Source organism: Corallococcus sp. AB011P, assembly GCF_003611605.1.
Taxonomy (GTDB): Bacteria; Myxococcota; Myxococcia; order Myxococcales; family Myxococcaceae; genus Corallococcus; species Corallococcus coralloides.
The window spans coordinates 134,855-157,390 of the sequence record NZ_RAVX01000007.1 but is presented as its reverse complement, the minus strand read 5'-3'; the positions used below and the strand labels follow the sequence as shown (position 1 = coordinate 157,390).

Annotated in this window: 24 protein-coding genes; 12 read left to right on the top strand and 12 right to left on the bottom strand. The window is 68.0% G+C overall.

The genetic code is table 11. The features are described 5' to 3' along the window. Window positions 1-116: 116 nt before the first annotated feature. The 5 genes from epsA to D7X30_RS20505 all read right to left on the bottom strand — a co-directional run bounded on the left by epsA (window position 117) and on the right by D7X30_RS20505 (window position 5,242). Window positions 117-920, bottom strand: a complete 804-nt coding sequence (epsA, locus tag D7X30_RS20525; protein WP_120564636.1) for an exopolysaccharide biosynthesis glycosyltransferase EpsA — start codon at window positions 918-920, stop codon at window positions 117-119. A 10-nt stretch (window positions 921-930) separates the two neighbouring features. Beyond that, complete coding sequence (gene epsB / locus D7X30_RS20520; RefSeq protein WP_120564635.1) at window positions 931-3,078, bottom strand: GH44 family glycoside hydrolase EpsB; 2,148 nt, start codon at window positions 3,076-3,078, stop codon at window positions 931-933. Between the two features lie 66 nt (window positions 3,079-3,144). Next, complete coding sequence (epsC, locus tag D7X30_RS20515) at window positions 3,145-3,681, bottom strand: serine O-acetyltransferase EpsC (RefSeq protein ID WP_014400828.1); 537 nt, start codon at window positions 3,679-3,681, stop codon at window positions 3,145-3,147. 5 nt (window positions 3,682-3,686) lie between these two features. After that, window positions 3,687-4,724: an exopolysaccharide biosynthesis glycosyltransferase EpsD gene (epsD, locus tag D7X30_RS20510; protein ID WP_120564634.1), complete on the bottom strand. Its 1,038-nt coding sequence runs from the start codon at window positions 4,722-4,724 to the stop codon at window positions 3,687-3,689. Continuing rightward, window positions 4,721-5,242, bottom strand: a complete 522-nt coding sequence (locus D7X30_RS20505; RefSeq protein WP_233591682.1) for a hypothetical protein — start codon at window positions 5,240-5,242, stop codon at window positions 4,721-4,723. The genes epsD and D7X30_RS20505 overlap by 4 nt, the downstream gene beginning before the upstream one ends. Before the next feature lie 473 nt (window positions 5,243-5,715). Here D7X30_RS20505 and D7X30_RS42350 point away from each other — a divergent pair, with 473 nt between their 5' ends. After that, window positions 5,716-6,030, top strand: a complete 315-nt coding sequence (locus D7X30_RS42350; protein ID WP_199724456.1) for an IS66 family insertion sequence element accessory protein TnpB — start codon at window positions 5,716-5,718, stop codon at window positions 6,028-6,030. On the opposite strand, the gene D7X30_RS20495 is transcribed toward D7X30_RS42350, so the two are convergent. The 3 genes from D7X30_RS20495 to D7X30_RS41680 form a co-directional block, all read right to left on the bottom strand. Next, window positions 5,935-6,609 (bottom strand): hypothetical protein, encoded by a 675-nt coding sequence (locus D7X30_RS20495; protein ID WP_199724454.1) that lies wholly within the window; start codon window positions 6,607-6,609, stop codon window positions 5,935-5,937. The two genes, D7X30_RS42350 and D7X30_RS20495, sit on opposite strands and share 96 nt — an antisense overlap. Before the next feature lie 804 nt (window positions 6,610-7,413). Then, complete coding sequence (locus D7X30_RS41685; RefSeq protein WP_147443253.1) at window positions 7,414-8,001, bottom strand: hypothetical protein; 588 nt, start codon at window positions 7,999-8,001, stop codon at window positions 7,414-7,416. Window positions 8,002-8,016: 15 nt separating this feature from the next. Then, window positions 8,017-8,418 carry a type II toxin-antitoxin system MqsR family toxin gene (locus tag D7X30_RS41680; protein ID WP_147443252.1) on the bottom strand — a complete coding sequence of 134 codons (402 nt, stop codon included), beginning with the start codon at window positions 8,416-8,418 and terminating at the stop codon, window positions 8,017-8,019. Between the two features lie 181 nt (window positions 8,419-8,599). Here D7X30_RS41680 and epsE point away from each other — a divergent pair, with 181 nt between their 5' ends. Continuing rightward, window positions 8,600-9,814, top strand: a complete 1,215-nt coding sequence (gene epsE / locus D7X30_RS20485; protein ID WP_120564631.1) for an exopolysaccharide biosynthesis GT4 family glycosyltransferase EpsE — start codon at window positions 8,600-8,602, stop codon at window positions 9,812-9,814. Window positions 9,815-9,817: 3 nt separating this feature from the next. Here epsE and D7X30_RS20480 read toward each other — a convergent pair whose 3' ends face one another. Beyond that, window positions 9,818-10,471 carry a DUF6445 family protein gene (locus tag D7X30_RS20480; RefSeq protein WP_233591681.1) on the bottom strand — a complete coding sequence of 218 codons (654 nt, stop codon included), beginning with the start codon at window positions 10,469-10,471 and terminating at the stop codon, window positions 9,818-9,820. A gap of 429 nt (window positions 10,472-10,900) precedes the next feature. Here D7X30_RS20480 and D7X30_RS20475 point away from each other — a divergent pair, with 429 nt between their 5' ends. Then, window positions 10,901-11,449: an RNA polymerase sigma factor gene (locus D7X30_RS20475; RefSeq protein ID WP_158619307.1), complete on the top strand. Its 549-nt coding sequence runs from the start codon at window positions 10,901-10,903 to the stop codon at window positions 11,447-11,449. Window positions 11,450-11,453: 4 nt separating this feature from the next. On the opposite strand, the gene D7X30_RS20470 is transcribed toward D7X30_RS20475, so the two are convergent. After that, on the bottom strand, window positions 11,454-13,061 hold the full coding sequence (locus tag D7X30_RS20470) for a mechanosensitive ion channel family protein (protein ID WP_120564628.1): 1,608 nt from the start codon (window positions 13,059-13,061) through the stop codon (window positions 11,454-11,456). A gap of 166 nt (window positions 13,062-13,227) precedes the next feature. Here D7X30_RS20470 and D7X30_RS20465 point away from each other — a divergent pair, with 166 nt between their 5' ends. The 3 genes from D7X30_RS20465 to D7X30_RS20455 all read left to right on the top strand — a co-directional run bounded on the left by D7X30_RS20465 (window position 13,228) and on the right by D7X30_RS20455 (window position 15,447). Beyond that, window positions 13,228-14,274, top strand: a complete 1,047-nt coding sequence (locus D7X30_RS20465) for a cation diffusion facilitator family transporter (protein ID WP_120564627.1) — start codon at window positions 13,228-13,230, stop codon at window positions 14,272-14,274. A gap of 81 nt (window positions 14,275-14,355) precedes the next feature. Next, window positions 14,356-14,991, top strand: a complete 636-nt coding sequence (locus D7X30_RS20460) for a hypothetical protein (RefSeq protein ID WP_120564626.1) — start codon at window positions 14,356-14,358, stop codon at window positions 14,989-14,991. After that, window positions 14,992-15,447, top strand: coding sequence for a hypothetical protein (locus D7X30_RS20455; RefSeq protein WP_120564625.1), 456 nt, complete (start codon window positions 14,992-14,994; stop codon window positions 15,445-15,447). Here the strand turns inward: D7X30_RS20455 and wzy are convergent. Beyond that, entirely contained in the window at window positions 15,444-17,009 is a 1,566-nt protein-coding gene (wzy, locus tag D7X30_RS20450; protein ID WP_120564624.1) for an exopolysaccharide repeat unit polymerase, read from the bottom strand. The two genes, D7X30_RS20455 and wzy, sit on opposite strands and share 4 nt — an antisense overlap. Before the next feature lie 56 nt (window positions 17,010-17,065). On the opposite strand from wzy, the gene epsH reads away from it, so the two are divergent. Genes epsH through D7X30_RS20420 form a run of 6 tightly spaced genes read left to right on the top strand, consistent with a single transcriptional unit; the run spans window position 17,066 to window position 21,222 of the window. Beyond that, window positions 17,066-18,376: an exopolysaccharide biosynthesis glycosyltransferase EpsH gene (gene epsH, locus D7X30_RS20445; RefSeq protein WP_120564623.1), complete on the top strand. Its 1,311-nt coding sequence runs from the start codon at window positions 17,066-17,068 to the stop codon at window positions 18,374-18,376. Window positions 18,377-18,397: 21 nt separating this feature from the next. Continuing rightward, window positions 18,398-19,093: a TIGR02269 family lipoprotein gene (locus D7X30_RS20440; protein WP_120564622.1), complete on the top strand. Its 696-nt coding sequence runs from the start codon at window positions 18,398-18,400 to the stop codon at window positions 19,091-19,093. After that, window positions 19,093-19,809, top strand: a complete 717-nt coding sequence (locus D7X30_RS20435) for a double-CXXCG motif protein (protein WP_120564621.1) — start codon at window positions 19,093-19,095, stop codon at window positions 19,807-19,809. Before D7X30_RS20440 ends, D7X30_RS20435 begins: the two co-directional genes overlap by 1 nt. 10 nt (window positions 19,810-19,819) lie before the next feature. Further along, window positions 19,820-20,251: a hypothetical protein gene (locus tag D7X30_RS20430; protein WP_120564620.1), complete on the top strand. Its 432-nt coding sequence runs from the start codon at window positions 19,820-19,822 to the stop codon at window positions 20,249-20,251. A 49-nt stretch (window positions 20,252-20,300) separates the two neighbouring features. Continuing rightward, window positions 20,301-20,741: a hypothetical protein gene (locus tag D7X30_RS20425; protein ID WP_120564619.1), complete on the top strand. Its 441-nt coding sequence runs from the start codon at window positions 20,301-20,303 to the stop codon at window positions 20,739-20,741. Then, complete coding sequence (locus D7X30_RS20420; protein WP_158619305.1) at window positions 20,716-21,222, top strand: MerR family DNA-binding protein; 507 nt, start codon at window positions 20,716-20,718, stop codon at window positions 21,220-21,222. Before D7X30_RS20425 ends, D7X30_RS20420 begins: the two co-directional genes overlap by 26 nt. Before the next feature lie 72 nt (window positions 21,223-21,294). Here D7X30_RS20420 and epsU read toward each other — a convergent pair whose 3' ends face one another. Next, complete coding sequence (gene epsU / locus D7X30_RS20415; protein ID WP_120564617.1) at window positions 21,295-22,506, bottom strand: exopolysaccharide biosynthesis GT2 family glycosyltransferase EpsU; 1,212 nt, start codon at window positions 22,504-22,506, stop codon at window positions 21,295-21,297. Between the last annotated feature and the right edge of the window lie 30 nt (window positions 22,507-22,536).

Here is a 22,536-nt window from a genome sequence, read left to right as displayed (position 1 = left end):
CGAAAGGCGTGCGGGGATAGAATACTCAAGTTTGGCTGTAACTGTCCAGGGAGGGGCAAAGCGCCCCAGCCTTAGAAATCAGGGACCTACGGCCAGTCGCGCGAGTCCCTGGCGACTCAGCTTTCCTGTGAACCCCGGGTGCGCTTCCACAGCTCGCGCAGGAGAATCACGCCGAACTGGGAGTCATTGAGGATGTACCGGCGCCACAGGCGCTTGGGCTCGTGGGTGAGGCGGTAGAGCCACTCGAAGCCGGCCTTGGCGATCCACTCGGGGGCGCGCTTGGCGGTGCCGGCGATGAAGTCGAACCCCGCGCCAATGCCGATGGCCACCGTGGGCCCCAGCTTCTGGGCCACCTGTGAAATCCAGACCTCCTGCTTGGGGCTGCCCAGCGCGACGAAGAGCAGGTGCGGATCCATCTCCCGGATGCGCGCGACGATGGGATCATTCTGCGCGTCGCCCGCGTCCAGGTTCACCATGGGCGAGTCCCAGCCCACGACCTCGATGCCGGGGTACTGCGCCTGGAACTGCTTGCCCACCTTCTCCGCGACGCCGGGGCCCGCGCCCAAGAGGAAGATGCGCCACTTGCGCTCGGCGCCCAGCTTCACCAGCGGGAGGATGAGGTCGGAGCCGGCGATGCGCTCTGGCAGGGACACGTCCAGCATGCGCGATGCCCAGACGATGGGCATCCCATCCACCACGGAGATGGTGGCCTTGGCGTACGCGTCGCGGAAGCGCGTGTTCGTCTCCGCCAGGACGACGTGGTCCACGTTGGCGGTGAAGACGTAGCCGCCCTGGTGCGCGTCCACCAGCTCGCCAATGGCCGTGATGGCCTCCGGGAACGTGAGCTGGTCGATGGTGAGCTGGCCGATGTTCAGGCGCGGGCGGGGGGAAGCGGCGGCGGGGGCGTGTGCGGTGGTCAAGGCGTCGTCTTCACTTCACCGTGAGGTCCAGCACGGTGATGGAGTAGGGGGGAAGGCGCTGCGAAAGGGCCTGCTCGGCCTTTGTGCCGGTGGCCTGTTCGGTGAAACCGCCCGGCGCGCCCGAGTACCCCATGACGCGCACGGTGTTGAGCGAGCCGCAGCCCTTGAACTCCAGCTGCGCCTGGGCGGCCTGCTCGGGGTCGAAGTTGAGCAGCACGGCGGTGAGCTTCTTGCCGGACGCGTCGCGGGACGCGAAGAGGCTGGTGCCCTCCGCCGCGGTGGTGGACAGGCCGTGGTCCTGGAAGCGGCCGCCCCGCCCGTCGAAGTCGCGGTACGCGCGGAACGCCCAGAACGTGGGGCTGTTCTCCGCGGGGTACTGCCAGAAGAACGCGGACGTGAGCCCCTGCTGTCCGAAGCGGCCCAGGGCCTCCGCCTGCGCCAGGCCCCCGCTCATGTGCTTCATGGCGCCGAAGTTGTACTCGCCAATGGACATGCCCCGGCCGGGGTAGTTCTCCGCGATCCACTGCTTCACGCGAGGGATCAGCTGGATGGGCTCGGCGATCCAGGACTCGTCCTTGTAGGTCGGATCCCACAGCGCGCGGGTGGAGCGGATCCGCCGAGCGTTGGTGTCCGGATCCGTGGCGCCCTCCAGGCCCAGGCCCACGTTGGTCTGCGGGTAGAAGTGCACGTCCACCACGTCCAACAGGCGCACGCCGGTCTTCTTCTCGTGGTCGCGCAGCTCGCGCAGGTACCAGGGCAACAGGGGCACGTCGCCGTGCGCGCGGCGGTCCGTGTACGGCGGGCGGCCGGGGGCGAAGTCCGCGGCGGACCAGAAGTAGTTCGTCCAGCCCCACTCCGCGGGACCGGCGATGACCGCTTCAGGGTCCGCCTTCCGCACGGCGGTGCCGTACTCGATGGTGCGCTTGAGCAGCTCGTCGTAGGTGAGCGGATCCGGGTGCACGTCCCGGTGCGTGGAGCTCCAGAGGGCGGGCTCGTTGTCCAGGATGTACATGTTCACGCCGCGCTTGGCGGCCTTGAGCGACTTCACCCACTCGGAGATGAACTCCGGCGGGGCCTGCACGCTGGTGGTCGTGGGAGCGGCGGGGACCAGGGGCGTGCCGTCGCGGCGCACGCCGTTGCCGCCCGCGGGCTCCGTGTCGTCCTGGGCCTGCTGCGGGCCGAAGGTGGACACCGGGAAGCCCACGGCGGACGTGTCCTTGGCCACCCATCCGATGAGCGGCAGCGTGAGCGCGGACTGCACGTTGTTCTTCCGGTTGGACTCCAGGAAGTCATCCGCGCCGAAGCCCAGCTCCACGTTGCGGAAGTACCAGTCGTTGCCGGTGTTCCACGCGCGGCCCAGCTTCCAGTTGTAGCGGGACGTGGGGTTGCCGCCCCAGCGGCGGATGGTGGCGCCCAGCTTCCACTGGTGCGTGTCCGTGGTCTCCTTGTTGCCGTCCAGCGCGATGCCGTAGATGAGCGGGCTGATGGGCTTGGACGGCGCGGAGCAGTCGATGATCATCTTCGACTCGCGCCCGTCGCCCCGGCCCATGCGCCCGCCACCGGCCGCGCGCGCGGCAGCGACATCCGGAGACAGCGGCACCAGGGCCACCTTGTCGAAGAGCACCCAGTCCCGGCCCACCTCCTTCGACGCGCGCAGCACCAGGCGGTCGAAGGGCTCACTGCGCGGGTTGAGGACCTCCATGGGCACGACGACCTCCGCCCACTCGCGGTCCTTCTTGACGATGAACTCCGGGCTGATCCGCACGTGCGGGAACGTCGCGGCGCCGGGGGCGTCCAGGCGCACGTCCAGGAACTCGCCGTAGGACTCCGGGGCGGTGAAACGGAACGTCAGCGCGCCGTACGCGCCCGGGAGCTTGGGCCGGTAGAGGATCCACCCGCCGTAGTTGAACATCCGCAGGCGCGCGGGCGCGCCCTTGGGAAGCTCGCGAGGCGCCCAGCCGATGTCCTTCCAGCCGGCCTGGATGCCCCCGTCGTACACGGCCACCGCGTCCGTGGAGGCGGGCTGCGCGGCCGGCTGCGTGGTGGCGTCTTTCGCGGCGTTCTGCTGCGCCATCGCCACGCCCGCGCCGCCGCCCAGCACCGCGCAGGTGAGGATGACGGTCCGCTTCCACCGCGCGTGCTTCGTCCTGTCTGCCATGACCTTCTTCAACGCATCCCCCGGAACGAACCCGGCACAGCGGATCAACCAACGACGGTGTGACGGCTACAGCGGGACCTCGTCCAGGTCCTTGCGCGGGAAGATGCGCGCGGGGATGCCCACCGCGACGCTGTCCGGCGGCACGTCCTGGAGCACGACGGCGTTCGCGCCAATGCGCGACCGGGCGCCAATGCGCACGGGCCCCAGGATGCGAGCGCCCGCGCCAATCCAGACGTCGTCCTCGATGGTGGGGTAGCCGTTGTCTTTGGCGGTGCCGACGGTGTTGTTGCCGTAGAAGCGCACGCGGTCGCCGATGCGCGCGTCCCCGCCGATGACGACGCCCAGGCTGTGCACGAAGTACACGCCCTTGCCCAGCGTCACGTCCTTGCCGATCTCGATGCCCATCACCGCCGTCTGGGCCACGCGCAGCACGTGGTTCACCAGCGGGATGTGGAAGGCCAGCGCCGCCTCACGCGCGCGGTTGAGCGCGGTGATGCGGTACGAGTCGCTGGTCAGCACCACCTTGGCGATGGACTTCGCGTCCGACGTACCGGTGGCCGCCTTGGCCATCTCCAACGCGTCCGAGATGAGGGCTCCGAACATGGCTTTCATCCTTGGGGATTTCCCCGGCCCTGCAGGTAGCGAGCGAGGCCCTTGGCGACGCCCACCCATCCGCCGGCCTCCGTGCGGGCACCGCGCAGGTACTCCATGCCGTACGCCACGGAGGTGCCCGCATACGCGGCGCCCGTGAGCCCCAGCTTGTCCGCGACGCTGGAGGCCTTCACCACGGCCTCGGTCAGCTTGCGCGACGCCTCAGGGGCCACCACCGCGGAGGCGAGCAGCGGGCGCGAGAGCAGGTTCGTCTCGAAGAAGAGGCGCCACGGGTTCACGCCCTTCACGTCCGGGTGCTTCACGGAGACGTGGGTGTCGAACATGCCGTAGCGGTGAGCGCGGCGGATCCACTTCTCGAAGCTGACGTGGTCGCTGCCGTGCAGCACGTACGCGTCCGGCGCGAAGAGGAACGCGCAGCCGGCCTTCTCCAGGCGCACGCCCAGCTCCACGTCTTCTGACTGGCCCAGCGTCTTGTCGAAGCCGCCCACGCCCACGTAGTCCGCGCGGGGGAAGGACACGTTGCCCGTGTACAGGTGGTTGCCGTGCGCCTTCACGCCGGGGACGGACAGCTCCTCGGCCATGCGGTTGTTGAGGTGCGCGTACCAGCGCTCGAAGAGGGGCATCTCCCCGATTTCGGGGTCCGGCCGGATGCGGCCCAGCACCACGTTGCGCGAGCCCTGCGGATGGTGGGCCAGGTGGCGCGCGAGGAAGTCGGAGGCCACCTGCATGTCGTCATCCGTGACGAGCACCGTGGCGCCCCGAGCGGCCAGCACGCCCCGGTGCCGCGCGGCGGCGGCGCCCGCGTTCTGCTGCACCTCCACGCGCAGGGTGTAGGGCAGCTTGAGCTCGGACAGCGGGCCCTTCACGTCGGAGGCGGAGCCGTCGTCCACCACCACCACCTCGAACTCCTCGGGCGGCAGCGTCTGGCCGGCCAGCTGCTGGAGCAGACGGGTGATGAGGGGCAGCCGGTTGTACGTGGCGATGACGACGCTGAGCCGGGGGGCCGGGACAGCGGGGGAGTCGGAAGGGCTCATGGCTTCTTCTTCTTGGCCGCGTCGGCGCGCTTCTGCTTCTTCGTGGGACGCGGGAAGGTGACGCTGCCGGCGAAGCGGTCCTCGCCCACCAGGGCGAGGGTCTTCTGCGCGGAGCCGAAGTCCGTCTCGCCCAGGGTGACGACCAGCAGGGCGGTGTCCGCGGCCAGGGCCAGCGGGAGGCTCGCCGGGTGGGTGATGAGCGAGTCGATGACCACGACCACACGCTCGCCTTGCTCCACGCGGCGGCGCACCTCCTGGACCATGCGCGGGGCGCCGGCGGGCTCGATGCCGGTGGCGTCCACCATACGCAGGGGAGGCTCCGGGTAGGGCGCACCGGCCTCCATCAGGGCCTGGGCCGCGTCCTGCGCGGGGGCACCGGGATGGGCGGGGACGACGACCAGGTAGTTCCAGGCGCGGCGGTCCAGCGCGAACCACAACCGCGACAGCTCCGGCGAGGGCACGGCGCTGGCGGGCGGGGTCTCCTCGGAGGGCGTCGGGGGGCTCGAATCGGCGGACATGGGAGCGCGCACGGTATAACGCAATGAGGCGTCATGACCCAATGACCCGGGCGGGCGGGCAGGCGAAGGAGCGCGCCGCCGGTCTGCTGTCACGGCTGACACCCCTGACCTGAAGTCTCTATAACTGAGTAGGGGCGTAGAAGACCTTATCGGATGAAGATAGGGTGTTTGAACTTTCTCCGGTAAGTAGCGCGAAGGCGTCGACAATGGTTGGCCTCAGAGTAATTGGCCGCGTCCTCGCCAATTGTCGCGCGAAATAGGGCGTCCTCGTCGTTCTATGTCGACGAGTCATGCCTCTATCCCTCCTTTATTGGGCAATTGGTGCGGACTTTCCTTTGGTCCGACTTTGCAGTTGTGCACTGGAGGCAGGGAAGCCTCATCGTCCATTCCTCACACTTGCCGCGTACCCGTCCGGCCAACGACGTGCCGTGAGGGATTGCCGGGGTAGCGGCGCGCGGCGGACGCTTCCGGGCATGGCGAAGCAGGTGGAGAAGCCGGAGTGGGCGCGCATCGCGGAGGCCTTCGAGGCGAGCGGGCAGACGCAGCGGGAGTTCGCGTTGGCGCGGGGCATGCGGCTGAGCACGTTGCAGTCGTGGGTGTACCGGGCACGCCGGAGCGCGCCGGAGCGAGTCGAGCCGGTGAGACTCTTGCCGGTGCAGGTGGCGACGCCGCCCGCGGCGACGGAGTCCCTGCTAGAGGTGGTGGCCGCGAGCGGAGCGCGGGTGCGATTCGCCGTCGGTACCGACGTGGCGTACGTGGCCCGGCTCGTCGCGGCGCTGGGACGGTGAGAGGGTGTTCGCGCTGCCTGCGTCGGTGCGCGTGGTGCTGGCGGTGGAGCCGGTGGACATGCGCAAGTCGATCGATGGCCTCATGGCCCTGGTCGAGGCAATCACCTCGCGCAGTCGCTGAAGCGTCTGGTCCTCCACCAGTTGCCGGTTGCCCGCGGAGGCGGACTTCACCAGCGTCGTCCACAAGAGCGGAGTGGCCCGCCCATGCCGGGTGATGAGGCTCGCCACGAGCGTCTCCTGGTCGTCCTGCTCGAAGTCCGTCCAGTCCAGCGCGATGACGGCCTCGGTCCTCTCCGCCAGCACGAAGGGCACCCAGGCCGCGAAGAGCCTCCACACGTCGAAGCCCCCATTCGAAAGCAGTCGGTCCACCTGCTTCACCGCGTGCTTGGACGTGACGTCCTCTCCACGTGCCCACGCCATGGCCTTGCCGATGGCCGCCACCGACAGGCTCGCCGCCTGCACCGCCCCCAGCGTCGCGTGCGACAGGGACAGGATTCGTTTGACGTGCAAGTCGTCCTCGAACACTTCCGTCAGGAACGCCCGCACCTGCTCTGCGTCAATGGCCACCTTGCGCCTCATGGTGGATGCACTCTTTGCCCGACTGCCAGCTCCGTCGCACTCAGCTGCCGAGCGAGCGTATGCTGATCAACTCGCTAAATGAGGGGATCCTTCAGGCGCTGGTGAGCGGAGCGCGACTATCAAGAACTGAAGAGAGCGGTCGGACTGGACCACGTTTAAGGTCGTCGCCGACGAGGCTTCCGCCATCATGCTGCACTGTCCTGCCGCGTGCGCTTCTCCCCTTGAGGCAAGACGCGATCGATGAGGCCTCTGTGTCTTCGTCGAGTCAACGCCGGCACGCCTATGGCCGAGTAGCGCTTGGACTTATCTCCAAATTCCATTGGTGCCGACGAGATGGCTTTCAGGGGGTGTTTGTGGTCGATGCTTCTGATTGGCTTCGAGTCACTCTGAAAGGGGGCAGAATTGCTGCAGGAACCGCTAGCTCCCCGCATGATGATTGAACGTAAGCTCGGAAATACGGCCACAGATGAATCATTCCGTTGGTCGCTGCGAACGCTTGTAGAACTTCAGTGGAAGGCAATGGCTGTCTTAATCGATAGGTGGCCCCAATTCTGTAGCCTAGGTCTAGGAAAATCTTGTCGTCATCTCTCGACTTGGCTTGAAACTTGAACCGACACTCGACGACGAAGCCATCAGGCAAACCAGCTGTTTGAAGTTTGCTGGTGACAGAGGCTGTCAATTGGCTACTTGATGTCGGCGCTGGGCGAAGCAGGCGAGCATTGAAAGCAATGACTTTTATGTCTGCCAAGTCTACGGACTGAGCGAGTTTGGCAACCAGCGCTTGAGTGCTCTCCGAAGTGGTTGTCATGCCGCCAAGTACCCCCAAACATCTTGGGAGTTATCGGTGCTTACCTCTATGTCAACCATGTCAACGTCTTGTGTGACAGTGGTGAATAGCGCGAGTCGTGGAATGCCTGTTTTCTCGCTGACGGTTACCAGCGGAGGCTCGGTCATGCTCTCGACTTCCTGCTTGTCGGAAACAGTCCAGCGCCTGCTGATCTCATCTAACAGGAAAGGATGCTCTGCCAAGATCATGAGAAGTGCAGCCATGGGCGCGGAAGTATCTCGCCCATTCTTGATTTTAGATAGCCACCCGGACGACAAGCCAAGCAGCCGCTCTAGATCTCTCTGCGGAATTAGAGAAGAGAGGCGCTCAATGGAAGTCTCGGCTTTTCTGGCTAGCTCAGTGCGATAGGCGGACTCCATGGCCGCCTCAATGCTTTTTGTTGTTGCTGAATCAAGCCACATTTCCCCGCAGTGATCGCATGTTGGTATTGCGAGGTTCGAGGGCAGTTCAAGGTTTGGTATATGGCGGTAGCGCATTCGACGGCCGGGAGCCGTCCTCATGACGATGTCTCCAATATTGCATTGGGGACAAGTGAAACCCTCCATGATTTCCTCCTGCCTTTAACGCTCGGGCTTGAGCAAGCCGCCATTGCGGCTCATTTCGAAGGCCAAGGGATGTAAGGACATAAAAAACAAAGATTCGCCCTTACGATTGCTGCGGACGGTGATTTTTACGTACCAAGTAGAAATCTTCACTTCGAATTCTTTCGTCAGAGCAGGAGACAATCGAATTCCGTATTCATCTGCTAATTCGCCGCTAGGTTCTGGCCAACGTCGAGACTGCCAGAAATCATCAATTCTAAGCTCACCAATGACAGCTTGAGCAAAGGGACGGTAATTTGAAAGCTCGCCAAAAAGGTAAGCCTCAAGTGCGCCAATGCACGCTGGACCAGTACCGAAGGCAAAGCGGTCGGCGCCTATTAACTGCTTGACATGGTCAAGTTTGTAAAAAGGTGGTCGCACTGACTCCTGAATTCTGCGGAGGACTGAGTCCAAAGTCAACTCCGTCTACTGCAGATGTGTAGTGGTGCCCGCACATCACACTGGCTTGCATGGGCACGGCTGCTCGAAGGTCCGTGTGAGTTTATGTGTGTTCGTGTGTGTTGTGGCCGCCTTGGTGGGTAACGCGTGTTATGGAAGAGGCGTGCAGAAGATCGGCTACCTGATTCCCGAGTTCCCCGGACAGACCCACATCTTCTTCTGGCGCGAGCTGCAGGCGCTGCCGGGGAAGGGCGTGTCACCGGAGCTGGTGTCCACCCGTCCGCCGCCCGCGCGCATCATCAGCCACAGCTGGGCACGCGAGGCCATGTCGCGCACGGAGTACCTGGCGCCGCCGCCGCCCCTGGGCGTGCTGCGGGCCGCGCTGGAGATTGCCCGGTCCATGCCCACGGGCTGGGCGCGGGTGCTGGCCTCCATCGCGAGGGCGGAGGGCCTGGACGCGAAGGGCCGCGCGCAGCTGGTGGCGTTCGCGGTGATGGGTGGCCGGCTGGCGTCGCTGGCGCGCGAGCGCGGCTGGACGCACGTGCACGTGCACTCCTGCGCCAACGCGGCGCACGTGGCCATGTTCGCGCACCTGTTGTCGGGGCTCACGTACAGCATGACGCTGCACGGGCCGCTGGACGACTACGGGCCGAACCAGCGGGAGAAGTGGCGGCACGCGAAGTTCGCCTTCGTCATCACGAAGAAGCTGTTGGGCGAAGTGCGCCAGGAGCTGGCGGGGAGCCTGCCGGACCGCATCGAGCTGGCGCCCATGGGCGTGGAGCTGTCGCGCTTCCAGCGCACGGTGGCCTATGAGCCGTGGTCCGGCGAGGGCCCGCTGCGGCTGTTCTCGTGTGGCCGGCTGAACCCGTGCAAGGGGCACGCGGACCTCATCGACGCGGTGGGGATGCTGCGCAAGAAGGGTATCGACGCGCGGCTGTCCATCGCGGGCGAGGACGAGGCGGGCGGCACCACGTACCGCAAGGTGCTGGAGGCGAAGCTCGCGCAGGACGGCCTCACGGACGCGGTGACGCTGCTGGGCGCGGTGAGCGAGGACGTGGTGAAGGACGGCATCCAGCGCTCGCACCTCTTCGCGCTGGCGAGCCTCCAGGAGCCGCTGGGCGTGGCCATCATGGAGGCCATGGCGATGCGCGCGCCGGTGGTGGTGACGGGCGCGGGTGGCGTGAAGGAGCTGGTGGACGACGGCGTGGACGGCGTGCTGGTGCCGCCGCAGGCGCCCGCCGTGCTGGCGGAGAAGCTGGAGAAGCTGGCGCGTGACCCGGCCGAAGCGGTGCGGCTGGGCGAGGCCGGCCGCCGCAAGGTGGAGGAGCAGTTCAGCAGCGAGCGCAGCGCGGACATGCTGGCGCGGATGCTCGCGTAGCCTTCAGCGCACGGCCTTCCAGAAGAACAGGGCGGTGGCGCGCTTGGTCCGCTTGTCGCCCTGCCCGAAGTACGCGGTCGCCGAGTGCACGAAGTCGGCTCGGTAGACGATGAGGCGGTTGAAGACGTTCTCCACCTCCAGGTCCTGAGCCCACGCGTTCGAGGGCAGCTTCGTTACGCCGAAGGCCTGGGTGAGGTTGACGCAGCCGGGAGGGCAGGTGTTGCCGCCCAGGCCGCCGCCGGGCATGCGCAGCCGGTAGAAGGACGTGCCCACGTGTCTCACGGGCGGCTTCGGGTGCAGGTAGATGACGCCCGCGAAGTCGCACAGCGCCAGCGAGTCCACGTGCGGCTTCGCGGTGGACTCCTTCTCCCCCACGAGCTGCACGTGGTTGTGGGACAGCGAGCCCTGCGCGGGAGACTCCTGCTTGAGGGCGCGCACGCCGGCCTGTTCGCGGATCCACTGCTCGATGGGGGCCAGCTCCGCGGGCGTGAGCGCGTGGGGGGCGCGGATGCCGGGCCAGATTTCGGGCCGCCACGGAGCGCCCATGGTCCAGTCCTCGCGGGCCAGGTTGCGCTCGTAGACCTCCAGCGCGTTGGGCAGCGCGTTGTCCTTGATCCAGTAGTCCCGTCCCAGCTTCGGCTTCCGGTAGGGAAGCACGTCGCGGACTGCCGACTCCGGGCGCCGTGATTCGAGCATGGGAGGCGTGTCAGCAAGAACCCTGCCGTGTTTCACGTGTGTTTCATGCATCGGGCCGGGGCGTTCTGCCCCATCCGCCCGAGGGCCTCGCTACACCGGGGCGTTTTGCCCCAGGGTCAATCGCCCCGGAGGGCCTTCGTCGTGAGTCTCCGCGCGGATGACGACTGCTGATCACCCCGGCGCGCTTCTGTCGGAAACCCATGTGCACCTGCCCTGGATGGACATCCAAAAGACAGACACTGGATGCATTCGGGACGTTGGAGGCGGAAATGGCCGGGTGGGATAGGATTTCCAGACACTCTGGGTAATCCGGGTAAAGAATGCCATGACCGTATTGGAAGGCTTTGTCATCATGGGCCCGCGCGGAAACGGAGCTCGGGGGGCACTTCCATGGCTGACAAAGAGATGCAGACGTTCGCGGCGCTGGTCATCCAATTCCGTTCAGGGCTCTTGAAGCACGCCCAGCGCATCCTGGGGAATGCTGCGGACGCGGAGGACCTGGTGCAGCACGCGCTGGACGAGGCGTGGAAGGAGCGGCTGCACCTTCAGGGGCCGGAGGCCTTCCGTGCATGGACGGGGCGGGTCATCAACACGCGGGCCATCAGCCTGCTGCGCCACCACCGCGCGGAGCAGCGCAAGGCGGTGAACGCGGGCTGGGTGACGGTGCTCGCGGACGACCCCGAGGAGTCCGAGGGCGGCGAACTCTGGACCTTCATCCAGGAGAAGGACCTGCGCGAAGCGGTGGAGCGCCTCCCGCCGCAGCAGCGGGAAGTGTTCCACCTGCGCGCGCAGGGGCGCTCCTACGTGAGCATCGGCGCCCAGGTGGGCCGCTCCACGGGCACGGTGGGCTGGTGGCTCCACCAGGTGCGCGAACAGCTGCGCGAGCGGCTCCAGCCCATCGCGGAGGAGCGCCGGCTCTCCGTGGGCACGTGGCACTGAGGCCTCAGGTGTTGCCCGCTCTCGCGGCCAGCAGCGCCGGTCCCGCGGCCTTCTCCTCCGGGAAGGGCAGGGGCGTGGCCTCCGCGCGCAGCAGTGGCAGTCCGTGCGGCTGGGCCTGGAGGTAGGCCACCAGCTTCTCTCGCACCACGCAGCGCAGTTCGAACGCCTTGCCCGAATCCGCCGCGCTCACCAGGGCGCGCAGCTTCATGGTGCGCTCGCTCAGGTCCGTCACCTGGAGCCCCTGCACCTTGCCGTCCCACAGCCCGTTGGACTCCTGCTCCAGGACGCGCTTGAGCTCCGCGCGCACCGCGGGCACGTCCGTGCGGAAGTCCACGTACAGCTCCGCCGTGCCCAATATCTCCGGCGACACCTTGCTCCAGTTCTGGAACGGCTTCTCCAGGAACTGCGTGATGGGGATGACCAGCCGGCGCAGGTCCCACACCTTCACCACGACGTAGGTGAGGGTGATCTCCTCGATCCACCCCCACTCGTTCTCGATGATGACCGTGTCGCCAATGCGCATGGGCTGCGTGATGGACAGCTGGATGCCCGCGAACAGCGTGGACAGCGACTTCTGCGCAGCAAGGCCAATGGCCAGGCCCGCGATGCCCGCGGACGCCAGCAGCGACACGCCCACGTTGCGCACCGCCTCGAACTGGAGGAGCAGCAGCGACGCGGCCACCAGCACCACCGCCACCTCCACCACGCGCCGCAGGATGGCCAACTGCGTGCGCAGGCCGCGCACCCGCGCCACGTCCGTGCCCTCCGGCGACTGCGCGACCTTGGTCTCCAGGAAGCGCGCGGCCCGGGTGAGGAAGCGCAGCACGAACAGCGCCACCGCCACGATGACCACCGAGCGCGCCGCCAGGTCCACCGTCTCCTGCGCCGGCGGGGGCAGCTTGAGGAACCGCGCCCCCGCCGCCACCAGCACGCCCGCCAGCACGAAGCGGATGCTCCCCTTCCCGGCGGCGAGCAGCTCGTCATCCCACCCGGACTTCGTCAGCCCCGCGGCGCGAGCGCCCACCCGCAGCGTCACCGCCTCGCCCAGCCGCCCCAGCGCCCACGCCCCCACGAGCACGACCGCCAGCCCCAGCCACTGCCACGCCTCCAGCACCCACAGCGGACGCGTGAAGAACACGGGCGGCAGCATCTCCAGGAGCGGCGACCCGTGCTCCTGGAACAGCGTGTCGATGGCGCCCACCGTGTCCGCGCTGAAGACCCACACCGGGCCTCCTTCCGCGTCCACGCGCTCCAGCACGATGTCCTGGGGGCCTCGCGTCGTGGCCACCTGGCCCAGCACCTCGCGGCGGGCGCGCTCCCCGGGGCCCGCCGGCTCCTTGCCGATGCGCGCGAAGTCCAGCCACAGCGTCCGGTCCATCACCACCACCAGCCGCCGCGCCAGCTTCAGCCCCTCCTCCGCCTGCGTCTCCGGAGGCAGCCGCGACAGGTCCAGGTAGTGCGGCGCCCGCAGCCCGTCCCGAGCATGCGCCGCGTCCAGGAACCCCGCCGCCGTCGCCGTGGGCGTGCTCCGGTCCACCTCCGGCGGAGGCGGCGGCAGCCCCGCGTTCAGCGCGAAGGCCCCCACGGGCCCCAACAGCAGCAACATCCACATCCACGGCGGCACGAAACGGCGCACGGCGCTCTCCCAATCTCTATGTAATTTGAGGGCAAACAATCACCCTGGGCGGAGGCTGTCCAGCGGTGATGACGCGGAAGGACAAGGGTCGGGCGTGGGGCGGACGGGCGGGAGGGCGCCCCATGGTAGGTTTAGCACCTCCATGTCCGCTCCTGCTTCGTCGCTCAAGGCCGTCATCGCCGCGCTGTCCGGCAACGTGTTGGTCACGTTCATCAAGTTCATCGCCTTCCTCCTGTCGGGGTCGGGGGCGATGTTGTCGGAGGCGATCCACTCGGCGGCGGATACGGGCAACCAGGTGTTGTTGTTCCTGGGATTGAAGCGGGCGGCGCGCGTGGAGGACGACTCGCACCCGTACGGCTACGGAGGCGAGCGCTTCATCTTCGGCATCCTGTCCGCGTCCGGCATCTTCTTCGTGGGCTGCGGCGTGACCGTCTACCACGGCATCCAGTCGCTCCTTCACCCGCACGTGGCGGAGACGGGTCCGGTGACGTTCGGGGTGCTGGGGCTGTCGTTCCTCATCGAGGGCGGCGTGCTGCTGTTCGCGGTGCGCGGGCTCCTCAAGCAGGCCGCGGGCGAGCCCTTCTTCCGCTTCGTGCGGACGAAGGCCGACCCGGCGTCGGTGGCCATCCTGTTGGAGGACGGCGCGGCGGTGCTGGGCCTGGTGCTGGCGACGGCGGGCATCGCGCTGGCGCACGTGACGGGCAACCCGCTGTGGGACGCGCTGGCGTCGCTCACGGTGGGCGTGCTGCTGGGGCTCATCGCCATCTACCTGATGGTGGCGAACCGGGAGCTGTTGCTCGGCCGGTCGGTGCCCGCGGACGTGGAGCAGCGCTTCGAGGAGCTGCTGCGCGCGCGCGTAAGCCTGGCGGACCTGCACGACGTGAAGACGCGGCAGCTCACCCCGGAGTCCTACCAGTTCAAGGCGGAGCTGCGCTTCAGCGAGTCCTTCGTGGCGGCCCGGCTGGCGGAGGCCCTGCCCGCGCAGGGGCTGCCCCCGGTGGGCGCGGAGCGCGAGCGCGCGTTGACGGACGCGGCCCGGCACCTCATCCGCACCCTGAGCGAGGAGATCGACGCCATCGAAGCGGAGGTCCGCCGCGCCATCCCGCAGGCGAAGCACATCGACCTGGAGCTGGAGCACCTGACCGCCGCCGCTGCCGAGGCCGCCGAGCTCCGCGCCCGCACCGGGTGAGGTTTGCCTTGAATCCTGGTTTTGTTGTTTAGGCCGTGTTATGCGTTTTCCCGGTTCCCCTCTTCAGGGTGGCGAGACGGGATGCGCGGACGGAATGCATGGAGCGTGGGCGTGGCGCTGCTCGTCGGCTGCGCCGGCACGTCCTACTTCCAGAGCGGCAGGGAGGTCTTCTTCGGCCAGCGGGGCGCCAGGGTCTGGGTGAAGGGCCCGTGGCCCGCCATCCAGCCTTCCGTGGACGTGGACGAGGTCATCGACCAGCTCTGTCCGGCGGTAATGGCATTGGAGCGGGCCCGGGAGCGGGACTACGGCCAGGAGTACTGCGGGCTCATCTATTCGCTGGGCGGCGGGGAGTACTACGCGAGCTGGCCCTCGCCCCTGGGGCGCACGACGTTGGTGGGCGCGGATCTGCGCCGCAAGAGCTGCAGCGTGCCCAGCGTGGTGAAGGACGACCGGGGCCTGCCCTCCACGCTGGCGGACTTCCACAGCCACCCCTGGTTCCCGTCGGGAATGTCACAGGAGGACCGCTGGGGTCAGTCACAACGTTGGACCCTGCGAGTCCAATTTGATGCAGGATGCACGGTGACGAAGCTGGTCCCGTACAAGGGCGAACAGCGTCCGGGTGAGGTCTATCTGCGGCAGGGCAAGGCGTGGAAGCTCATCGGGTACATCCATGAAGCGGACAAGGACACGGGCTTCATCACGCCCGTGGAGGACTAGATGGGGCGCCAGGGTTCGTCATCGCGGCGGGTGTGGGTGAAGCGCGGGCTGGTGGCGCTGCTGGCGTTGCCCCTCTCCGGCTGCGTGCTCTTCGCGCGGCCCATCCGTCCGCCCCGCGCCTCCGACGAGGAGATGGCCCGCTTCCAGTTCCCGTTGGATCTGCCCGCGGAGGGACGCACGCAGACGCCCGCCATGGTGGCGGTGGCGACGCAGCTGGCGATGGATGACTTCCGTCCGCTGGATGTGAAGCCGCACAAGGGCGCGACCGCGGACGAGCTGTGCCTCTACCGGCGGGACTCCTTCGACGTGTGGACGGCGCCCGGCCCGGAGGGCGTGATGTTCGTGCGCTTCGTGCCCCGGCAGGACGTCTGCAACTCCGAAGGGCCCGTGACGGACGCGAGCGCCACGTACGCCATCGACACGCGCCAGTGGCGCATCCTCTCCATCCAGCGCTAGGCCGCCGTCGCACCCGAGGGCGGCGCCTCATCCGGCGTCGCGCGTGTCAGGCCCAGCACCTTCTCCCGCTGCGGCCACGGCCACGCGCCGGTGACCATGGCCAGCTTGCCCGCGAGCACCGAGCACACCGCGACCTGGAACGTGCAGATGTACGAGATGATGCCCATGTCTCCGAATACCTGGTTCAGGTAGGACGCCACCACGCCCACGATGAGCAGGCACGCGGTTCGATGTTCCGCCGCGTACGCTCGATGGTACGAGCGCGCCGCCAGGTACACCGTCACCACCAGGTACATCCACACGCCCGTGAACCCGAACCACCCGCCGAAGGCCAGCAGGCCCAACAGTGAGTTGTGCGGGTGGAAGCGGTACGTGGGGAACACGAACGCGATGTTGGGCAGCGGGTAGGGCTCCAGGAACTCGTGCCCGTAGCCCGTGCCGAACACGGGGTTCGTGTTCCATGTGGCGATGAGGTTGAGGTTCTCGATGTCGCGGTAGTCCAGCTCTCCTTCGGCGTGCTGACCCTCGATGATGGAGCGGAAGGTCGCCACCGGCTTGAACACGCTGCTGTTGGAGCTCCACCCCACCAGGAAGTACACGACCAGCAGCGGTGAGCACGCGATGAGCCCGCGCGTGATGAACTTCTTCAGCGGCGTCCACGGGTTGAAGAAGTACGCCGCGGCCAGCCCGCCCACGAGGCTCACGTACGCGAGCCGGCGGTCGTTGAAGAACATCCCGATGAACACCAGGATGATGATGAGGAGGCCTCGGATGGCGTGGCCGGACTTGGGCCGCTCCAGCCAGCGCATGATGCACACGCTGATGGCGAAGATGAACGTCATCGAGTCCGAGTGGCAGGTGGTGTACTCCACCTCCAGGTGCTGGGCCGGCACGATGACGAGCGCGAAGTAGGTGCTCACCGCGGACTTGGTCAGCGCCGCCGCGATGATGGTCTTCGCCACCAGGGGCCAGTCCTCCGGCCCGCGCAGGCTGTAGTGGTACATCATCCCCACCAGCGGGAGCACCGCGGCCTGGTGCCACTGCCAGAGCGAGTTCTTGATGTCCCCGCCCCGCGCGATGCCCCACACCTCCATCCACATGATGGAGAAGAACGAAATCGCCAGCACCACCGCCAGCGGCCGGGGGATGGGCACCACCGGTGGATCAATCTTGGACTTCGTGGCCCGCCGGTAGATGCCGATGCCAATGGAGCCGATGATGAGCCCGTCGATGAGCGGGAAGCGCAGGGCGCCAATGCCCACCAGCTCATGCATCTGCGTGAAGAGCAGCTTGCCCAGCGGGAAGAGCGGCGACGGCCAGAACATCGACTGGGGGCGCTCGGGTGTGTAGTCCACCGCGAGCACCAGGTAGAGCACCGTGATGGCCAGGTAGCGCAGCGGCACCTTGATGATGACCCACCCCACGGTGAGCGCCAGCACGGGTGCCAGGGTGACGATGGGGTCCCCGTTACCCACGGCGGCCGCACCCAGGGTGACGGCGCCCAGGCCCACGACCATGACGATGTACTGGAGCCAGGCGGCGGGCGAGGGTTTGAAGGCCATTCGAGCGGGGGGGAGGCTATATCCCGGGCCCGTGTTGGGATAGATGCGGAAGGCGTATGGCTGGCACCCGACCCCGCGTCCTCCTGATTGCTGAGCTGTGCAACCCAGACTGGGTGAGCGTCCCCCTGGAAGGCTGGTCCCTGGCAAGGGCGCTCGCCGAGGTGGCGGATGTGCACCTGGTCACCCAGGTCCGCAACCGCGAGAACATCCTCAAGCAGGGGCTGGTGGAGGGGAGGGACTTCACGGCCCTGGACTCCACGCCGGTGGAGCGCCCGCTGGAGAAGGTGGGCGAGGTGCTGCGCGGCAAGGCGGGCGTGGGCTGGACGACGGCCACGGCGCTGAGCGTGCTGCCGTACTACTACTTCGAGGAGCTGCTCTGGCGGCGCTTCGGGGACCGCATCCGCGCGAAGGAATTCGACGTGGTGCACCGCTACACGCCCATCAGCCCCACGACGCCCAGCACGTTGGCGGCGCGGTGCGCGGACGCCGGGGTGCCCTTCATCATGGGCCCCATGAACGGCGGCCTGCCGTGGCCCAAGGGCTTCGGGGACGCGCGCGTGCGTGAGCGCGAGTGGCTGAGCTACATCCGGGACGTCTACAAGCTGATGCCCTTCTACAAGTCGACGCGGCAGAACGCGGCGGCGCTGATGATGGGCTCGCGGGCGACGCGGGCGCAGCTGTCGCGGGAGTACCAGGACAAGGTGGTCTACATCCCGGAGAACGCCATCGACGTGCGGCGCTTCGGTTCGTCGAAGGCGGAGCCGCCGAAGCCGGGTGAGCCGCTGCGGGTGGCGTTCGTGGGGCGCTTCGTGCCGTACAAGGGCATGGCGATGCTCATCGACGCGGCGGCGCCGCTGGTGCGTGAGGGCAAGGTGCAGGTGGAGCTCATCGGCGACGGCGCGGAGATGCAGAACCTGCGCGCGCAGGTGGCGAGGAGCGGCCTGGAGAACGGCGTGACGTTCGCGGGCTGGGTGAAGCACCAGGAGCTGCAGGGCCGCCTGTCGAAGAACCACATCTTCGGTTTCCCGAGCGTGCGCGAGTTCGGCGGCGCGGTGGTGGCGGAGGCGATGGCGCTGGGGCTGGTGCCCATCGTGATGGACTACGGCGGTCCGGGAGAGATCGTCAGTCCGTCCACGGGCTTCGCCATCCCCATGGGCACGCCGCAGGAGATCGTCGAGCGCGTGCGCGGAGTCCTGGAGAAGCTGGTCGCGGATCCGTCCGTGATTGGCCCCATGGGCGAGCGCGCGCGGGCGCGCATCTTCAAGCACTTCACGTGGAAGGCGAAGGCGGAGCAGGTGCTGGAGGTGTATCGCTGGGTGTCCGGCGAGCGCGGCCAGCCTGACTTCGGCATGCCGCTGGCGGACTGAGGGCCGCGGGAAGGGTCCGCCATGCGAAGGTGGGCGCTGGGCCTCATCGCGGGAGTCCTGGGGTGCGCGTCTTCCGGGGCGCCCCCTGTAGGGACTCCGCTTCAGGTCTGGGCGCGGGCGGAGATCGGACAGGGCTGCGAGCCGGACGCAGGGGACCGCTGTGTCGCCACGCTCTGTACCGAGACGGAATGCGCGCTCTTCTTCTGTGAAGATCTCGCGTCCTCCGGGATTGTCCGCACGCGCGCGACTGCGCCCGTGTTCGTGGCGCCTGGGGGCACCGCACAGCGGAACTGGGGCAGTGCGCAGGGGCTGCCGGGGGACCGGCAGCCGGTCATGGTGTTCCGCTGGTATCCGCGCGAGCGCCTCCCGAGCGAAGTGCGCCGCCAGCAGGCCATGGAGGAATGGGCCCGGCGTCCCAAGGAGAAACACCATCTCTTCCCCCAGCAGTACACGGCGTACTTCCTCTCCAAAGGCATCAACGTGCATGACTACGTCATGGCCATCGACAAGGACCTGCATGCGCGGATCCACCGGGGCACTGATGGCGGCCCCTGGAATGGCGAGTGGCGCATGTTCTTCTCGAGGACCTACGGCCGGGCCACCAAGCCGCAGCACTTCGAACAAGCATCGAAGATGATCCAGCAGTTCGGCCTGTTCGGACTGACGATGACCTACTGGCAGAGCATCGAGCTGGGTCCCTTTCCCAGGGATGACTGATGCGCTACTTCGAACTGAGCACGCCGCACTACGACGCGCCTCGTGTCTGGACGGGGAGCTATCAGGCGGATGCGCGCTGGATGTTGCCTGGCGTGGAGTGCCCTACCTGCGGTGAGACTTGGAGTGGCATCGCACTGGCCTATCCCTCCGTGGACCTGTCCCAGCACCCGATGCGGACGGAGCTTGAGACGCCGCGCCTGGAACCCTTCGCGCGTTACGCACGGCTCCTGGAGCAGGTGAAGCCGTTGTTGCCACCTGGGGCTCAAGTGGAGCCCGGGACGACCTTCGGTCCCCTGGTTGGGACCGCGGAGGGGACGTTCGGCCCCCTCGTCTTGAGGGATCCATGGAAGCTCCTGGTGCGGGAGGACGCCCTGGACGCGCTGCGGATCGCCGGGCTTCAAGGCCTTGTGCCGGTGAGGGCGGAGCTGACTCCAAGCGGGGCAGCGATTCCGACGCTCCATGAACTGGAGCTCACGGCGCGTGGGCGGTTGTTCCCATTGGGGCCGCCGCCCTGTGCAACCTGTGGACGGGTGGATGCGGCCATGCCGGAGGAGTGCCGGCTGGAGGGCGCGTCGTTGCCACCGGACCTGGACATCTTCCGGCTGACGGATGCCGTGACGTTGATTGTCGCGACCGAGCGTTTCGTGGAGGTGGCGCGTGGCCTCGGACCCCTGGATGTCCTCTTCAAGGAGCTTCCCGTGGGCGGCGGGGGATAGGGTTCCGGGCATGAGCTCCTCGCTGCTTCGCCGCGCCGTCCGTGGCTTCGCGGTGTACGACCTGTGCGTCACGCTTCCGTTCGCCACGCCGTGGACGGCGGGAGCGATGGTGAGCGTCATGAGCTGGGCGCACGAGGGCCTGTCGCTGGGCGGAGAGGCCGTGCCTGCCTTCACGCCCACGCACGTGTTCTTCGTAGCCCTCTTCGGTGTGGTCGCCGTCATGTGGGCGCTGGTCCGCGTCCTCCAGCCCACCGCGTTGCATGGCGCCATCGACACGGTGGGCCGGGGGCTCGTCTCCGCGTGGATGGTGCTGGCGATCACGCAGGGGGCGTCGCAGGTGCTTGGCGTGTTCCTCGTGATGGAGGCCGCCGGCATGTTCGTGCAGGGCGCGCTCCTGCTCGGCGCGCGGCGGCGGGACGTGGCTCCCGCGACGGGGAGCTGAGCGGAGGCCCTTGCCTCTGCACCAAGGTGCAGGGGTTACGGTCCTTCGCATGAACCCTGAACCGTCCCTGCTTCGCCGTGTCGTCTTCGCCAGCGCGCTCTACGACTTCTTCGTCACCATCCCCTTCGCCACGCCGTGGACCGCGGAGGCGGTGCTCGCGGGCATCCGGTCCGTGCACCACGCGCTGGGCCTGGGTGGTGATCCACTCCCCGTGTTCACGTCCACGCACCTGTTCTTCGTGGCCCTGTTCGGCACCATCGTGACGCTGTGGTCCGTCGTGCGGCTCGTCCATCCCACCGCGTTCAACGGCGCAGTGGACACTGCGGGCCGGGCGCTGTTCTCCACCTGGATGGCGTGGTCGCTCACGCAGGGTGCGACGCGGGTGCTCGTCGTGTTCCTCGTGCTGGAGCTGGCGTGGATGTTCGCCCAGGGCGGTGTCATCCTCGGCGCCAGGAGGTGGCGTGGTGGCATCCCCGCGACGGCCCGTTGAAGCAGCCCCCTTGCGCATCGGCGCGCTCGCCCGTGAATCCGGCGTGAAGCTGTCCACGCTGCGCTTCTACGAGCGCCGCAAGCTGCTCCTGCCCATGGACCGCAGCGAGAGCGGCCAGCGCCTCTACGGCCCGGACGCCGCCATCCGCGTGCGCTTCATCCGCCGCTCGCAGGAGCTGGGCTTCACGCTGAAGGAGGTGTCCGCCGTGCTCGCCCTCACCGACCGGCGCGGCACCCCCACTCGCGACGTGGCCCGCTTCGCCGAGGCGAAGGTCCAGGCCATCGACGCGCGCATCGACGACCTGCGCCGCATGCGCCGCGCCATCACCACCCTGATGGCGGAAGGCTTCTGCCCTCCGGACACCGTGTGTCCCATCCAGGCGTCGCTCGGAGCACCCGCGCATCCAGCGAAGCGCAAGGCCCAAGCCGCGTCCTCCACCGCCAAGGCCCGGCGGCCTGCGCCCAAGACGCGGACCGGCTGAACGAGCCCCAAGCCCGGGGTCCACGGTACGCAGGGGAGACCCCTGCGCCCGGACCCACCGAGCGGACGCGCGCTACCGCCGCTCCGCCTCGCGCGTGGTGCGCACCCACTCGCCGCGCTTCTCCGCGCCGGGGCCGCGCACCATCAGCCACACCTTCCACACCACGTAGAAGGGCGCCCACGCCAGGTCCAGCAGGCCACGCGCCCCCACGCCGGACACCCACCAGCCGCGCAGCACGTACAGCGTCAGCGACATCAGCCCGAACGACGCCAGCGCGGACGCCGCGACCGCCGTGCCGCCGGACAGCCACACCACGCCGGCCGCAAGCACCGAGCCCGCCACCGTCGCCAGCACCAGCTGGCTCAGGGGCGGCACCAGCACGTCCATGGACAGGTCCAGCAAGAGCCCGCTCTTCTGCTTCAGCGCGTCGCTGAGCAGCGGCCACCCGTGGAGCTTGCGCATCTGCGCGCGTCCGCCCTCCCAGCGCTGGCGCTGAGAGCGGCTCTGCTTCTCCGCCGTGACCATCTCGCCCAGCACCTCCGCCTCCCAGGCGTAGTGCACGCGGTGCCCCGCGCGCGCCAGGCGGATGCCGTACTCCAGGTCCTCCACCACGCTGAACGCGTCGTGCGGCACCTGCTTCAGCACCGCGTGCGTGAAGCACATGCCGTTGCCGCGCAGGCCGCAGGACACGCCCATCCGCTCGCGACCCATGGAGCGCACGCGGTGGAACATCCCCAGCGCGATGGTCATCAGCCGCGTGCGCCACGACGCCGTGGGGTTCATCACGCCGTAGTGCGCCTGCACGCCGTGCGCCCCGTCCTCCAGCCGGCGGGCGAAGGCGTGCAGCAGGTTCGCGGACACCACCGTGTCCGCGTCCACCACCACCACCGCGTCCGCGAAGCCGTCACGCTGGCTGTGCTCGAAGGCGTGCGCCAGCGCGTAGCCCTTGCCGCGCTTCTCCGCGTCCTGGCGCTCCAGCACCGTGGCGCCCGCTTCCCGCGCCTTCTGGGCCGTCGCGTCCGAGCAGTTGTCCGCCACCACGATGATGCGCCGCAGGTGCGCCGGGTAGTCCACCGCGGACAGGTTCGCCACCGTCCGGGCAATGCCCAGCTCCTCGTTGTGCGAGGGGATGATGACGTCGAACTTCCGCACCGCCGGCGACGGCGGCACCGGCGCCGCCTTGCGCCCCGACAACAGCGTCAGGAGCAGCAGGTAGCCGCAGCCCACCACCACCGGCAGCAGTCCCACGCACAGCGCCACGTCCACCCAGGTCCAGACCGTCACGACAGTGTCACCCCCGCGCTCGCGCCATCT

Excerpts from the sequence above, each read along its gene's own strand:
- epsB (WP_120564635.1), bottom strand. The coding sequence starts at position 3,078 with ATGGCAGACAGGACGAAGCACGCGCGGTGGAAGCGGACCGTCATCCTC.
- epsC (WP_014400828.1), bottom strand. The coding sequence starts at position 3,681 with ATGTTCGGAGCCCTCATCTCGGACGCGTTGGAGATGGCCAAGGCGGCC.
- epsD (WP_120564634.1), bottom strand. The coding sequence starts at position 4,724 with ATGAGCCCTTCCGACTCCCCCGCTGTCCCGGCCCCCCGGCTCAGCGTC.
- D7X30_RS20505 (WP_233591682.1), bottom strand. The coding sequence starts at position 5,242 with ATGTCCGCCGATTCGAGCCCCCCGACGCCCTCCGAGGAGACCCCGCCC.
- D7X30_RS42350 (WP_199724456.1), top strand. The coding sequence starts at position 5,716 with ATGGCGAAGCAGGTGGAGAAGCCGGAGTGGGCGCGCATCGCGGAGGCC.
- D7X30_RS20495 (WP_199724454.1), bottom strand. The coding sequence starts at position 6,609 with ATGAGGCGCAAGGTGGCCATTGACGCAGAGCAGGTGCGGGCGTTCCTG.
- D7X30_RS41685 (WP_147443253.1), bottom strand. The coding sequence starts at position 8,001 with ATGGAGGGTTTCACTTGTCCCCAATGCAATATTGGAGACATCGTCATG.
- D7X30_RS20475 (WP_158619307.1), top strand. The coding sequence starts at position 10,901 with ATGGCTGACAAAGAGATGCAGACGTTCGCGGCGCTGGTCATCCAATTC.
- D7X30_RS20470 (WP_120564628.1), bottom strand. The coding sequence starts at position 13,061 with ATGTGGATGTTGCTGCTGTTGGGGCCCGTGGGGGCCTTCGCGCTGAAC.
- D7X30_RS20465 (WP_120564627.1), top strand. The coding sequence starts at position 13,228 with ATGTCCGCTCCTGCTTCGTCGCTCAAGGCCGTCATCGCCGCGCTGTCC.
- D7X30_RS20460 (WP_120564626.1), top strand. The coding sequence starts at position 14,356 with ATGCGCGGACGGAATGCATGGAGCGTGGGCGTGGCGCTGCTCGTCGGC.
- D7X30_RS20455 (WP_120564625.1), top strand. The coding sequence starts at position 14,992 with ATGGGGCGCCAGGGTTCGTCATCGCGGCGGGTGTGGGTGAAGCGCGGG.
- wzy (WP_120564624.1), bottom strand. The coding sequence starts at position 17,009 with ATGGCCTTCAAACCCTCGCCCGCCGCCTGGCTCCAGTACATCGTCATG.
- epsH (WP_120564623.1), top strand. The coding sequence starts at position 17,066 with ATGGCTGGCACCCGACCCCGCGTCCTCCTGATTGCTGAGCTGTGCAAC.
- D7X30_RS20440 (WP_120564622.1), top strand. The coding sequence starts at position 18,398 with ATGCGAAGGTGGGCGCTGGGCCTCATCGCGGGAGTCCTGGGGTGCGCG.
- D7X30_RS20435 (WP_120564621.1), top strand. The coding sequence starts at position 19,093 with ATGCGCTACTTCGAACTGAGCACGCCGCACTACGACGCGCCTCGTGTC.
- D7X30_RS20430 (WP_120564620.1), top strand. The coding sequence starts at position 19,820 with ATGAGCTCCTCGCTGCTTCGCCGCGCCGTCCGTGGCTTCGCGGTGTAC.
- D7X30_RS20425 (WP_120564619.1), top strand. The coding sequence starts at position 20,301 with ATGAACCCTGAACCGTCCCTGCTTCGCCGTGTCGTCTTCGCCAGCGCG.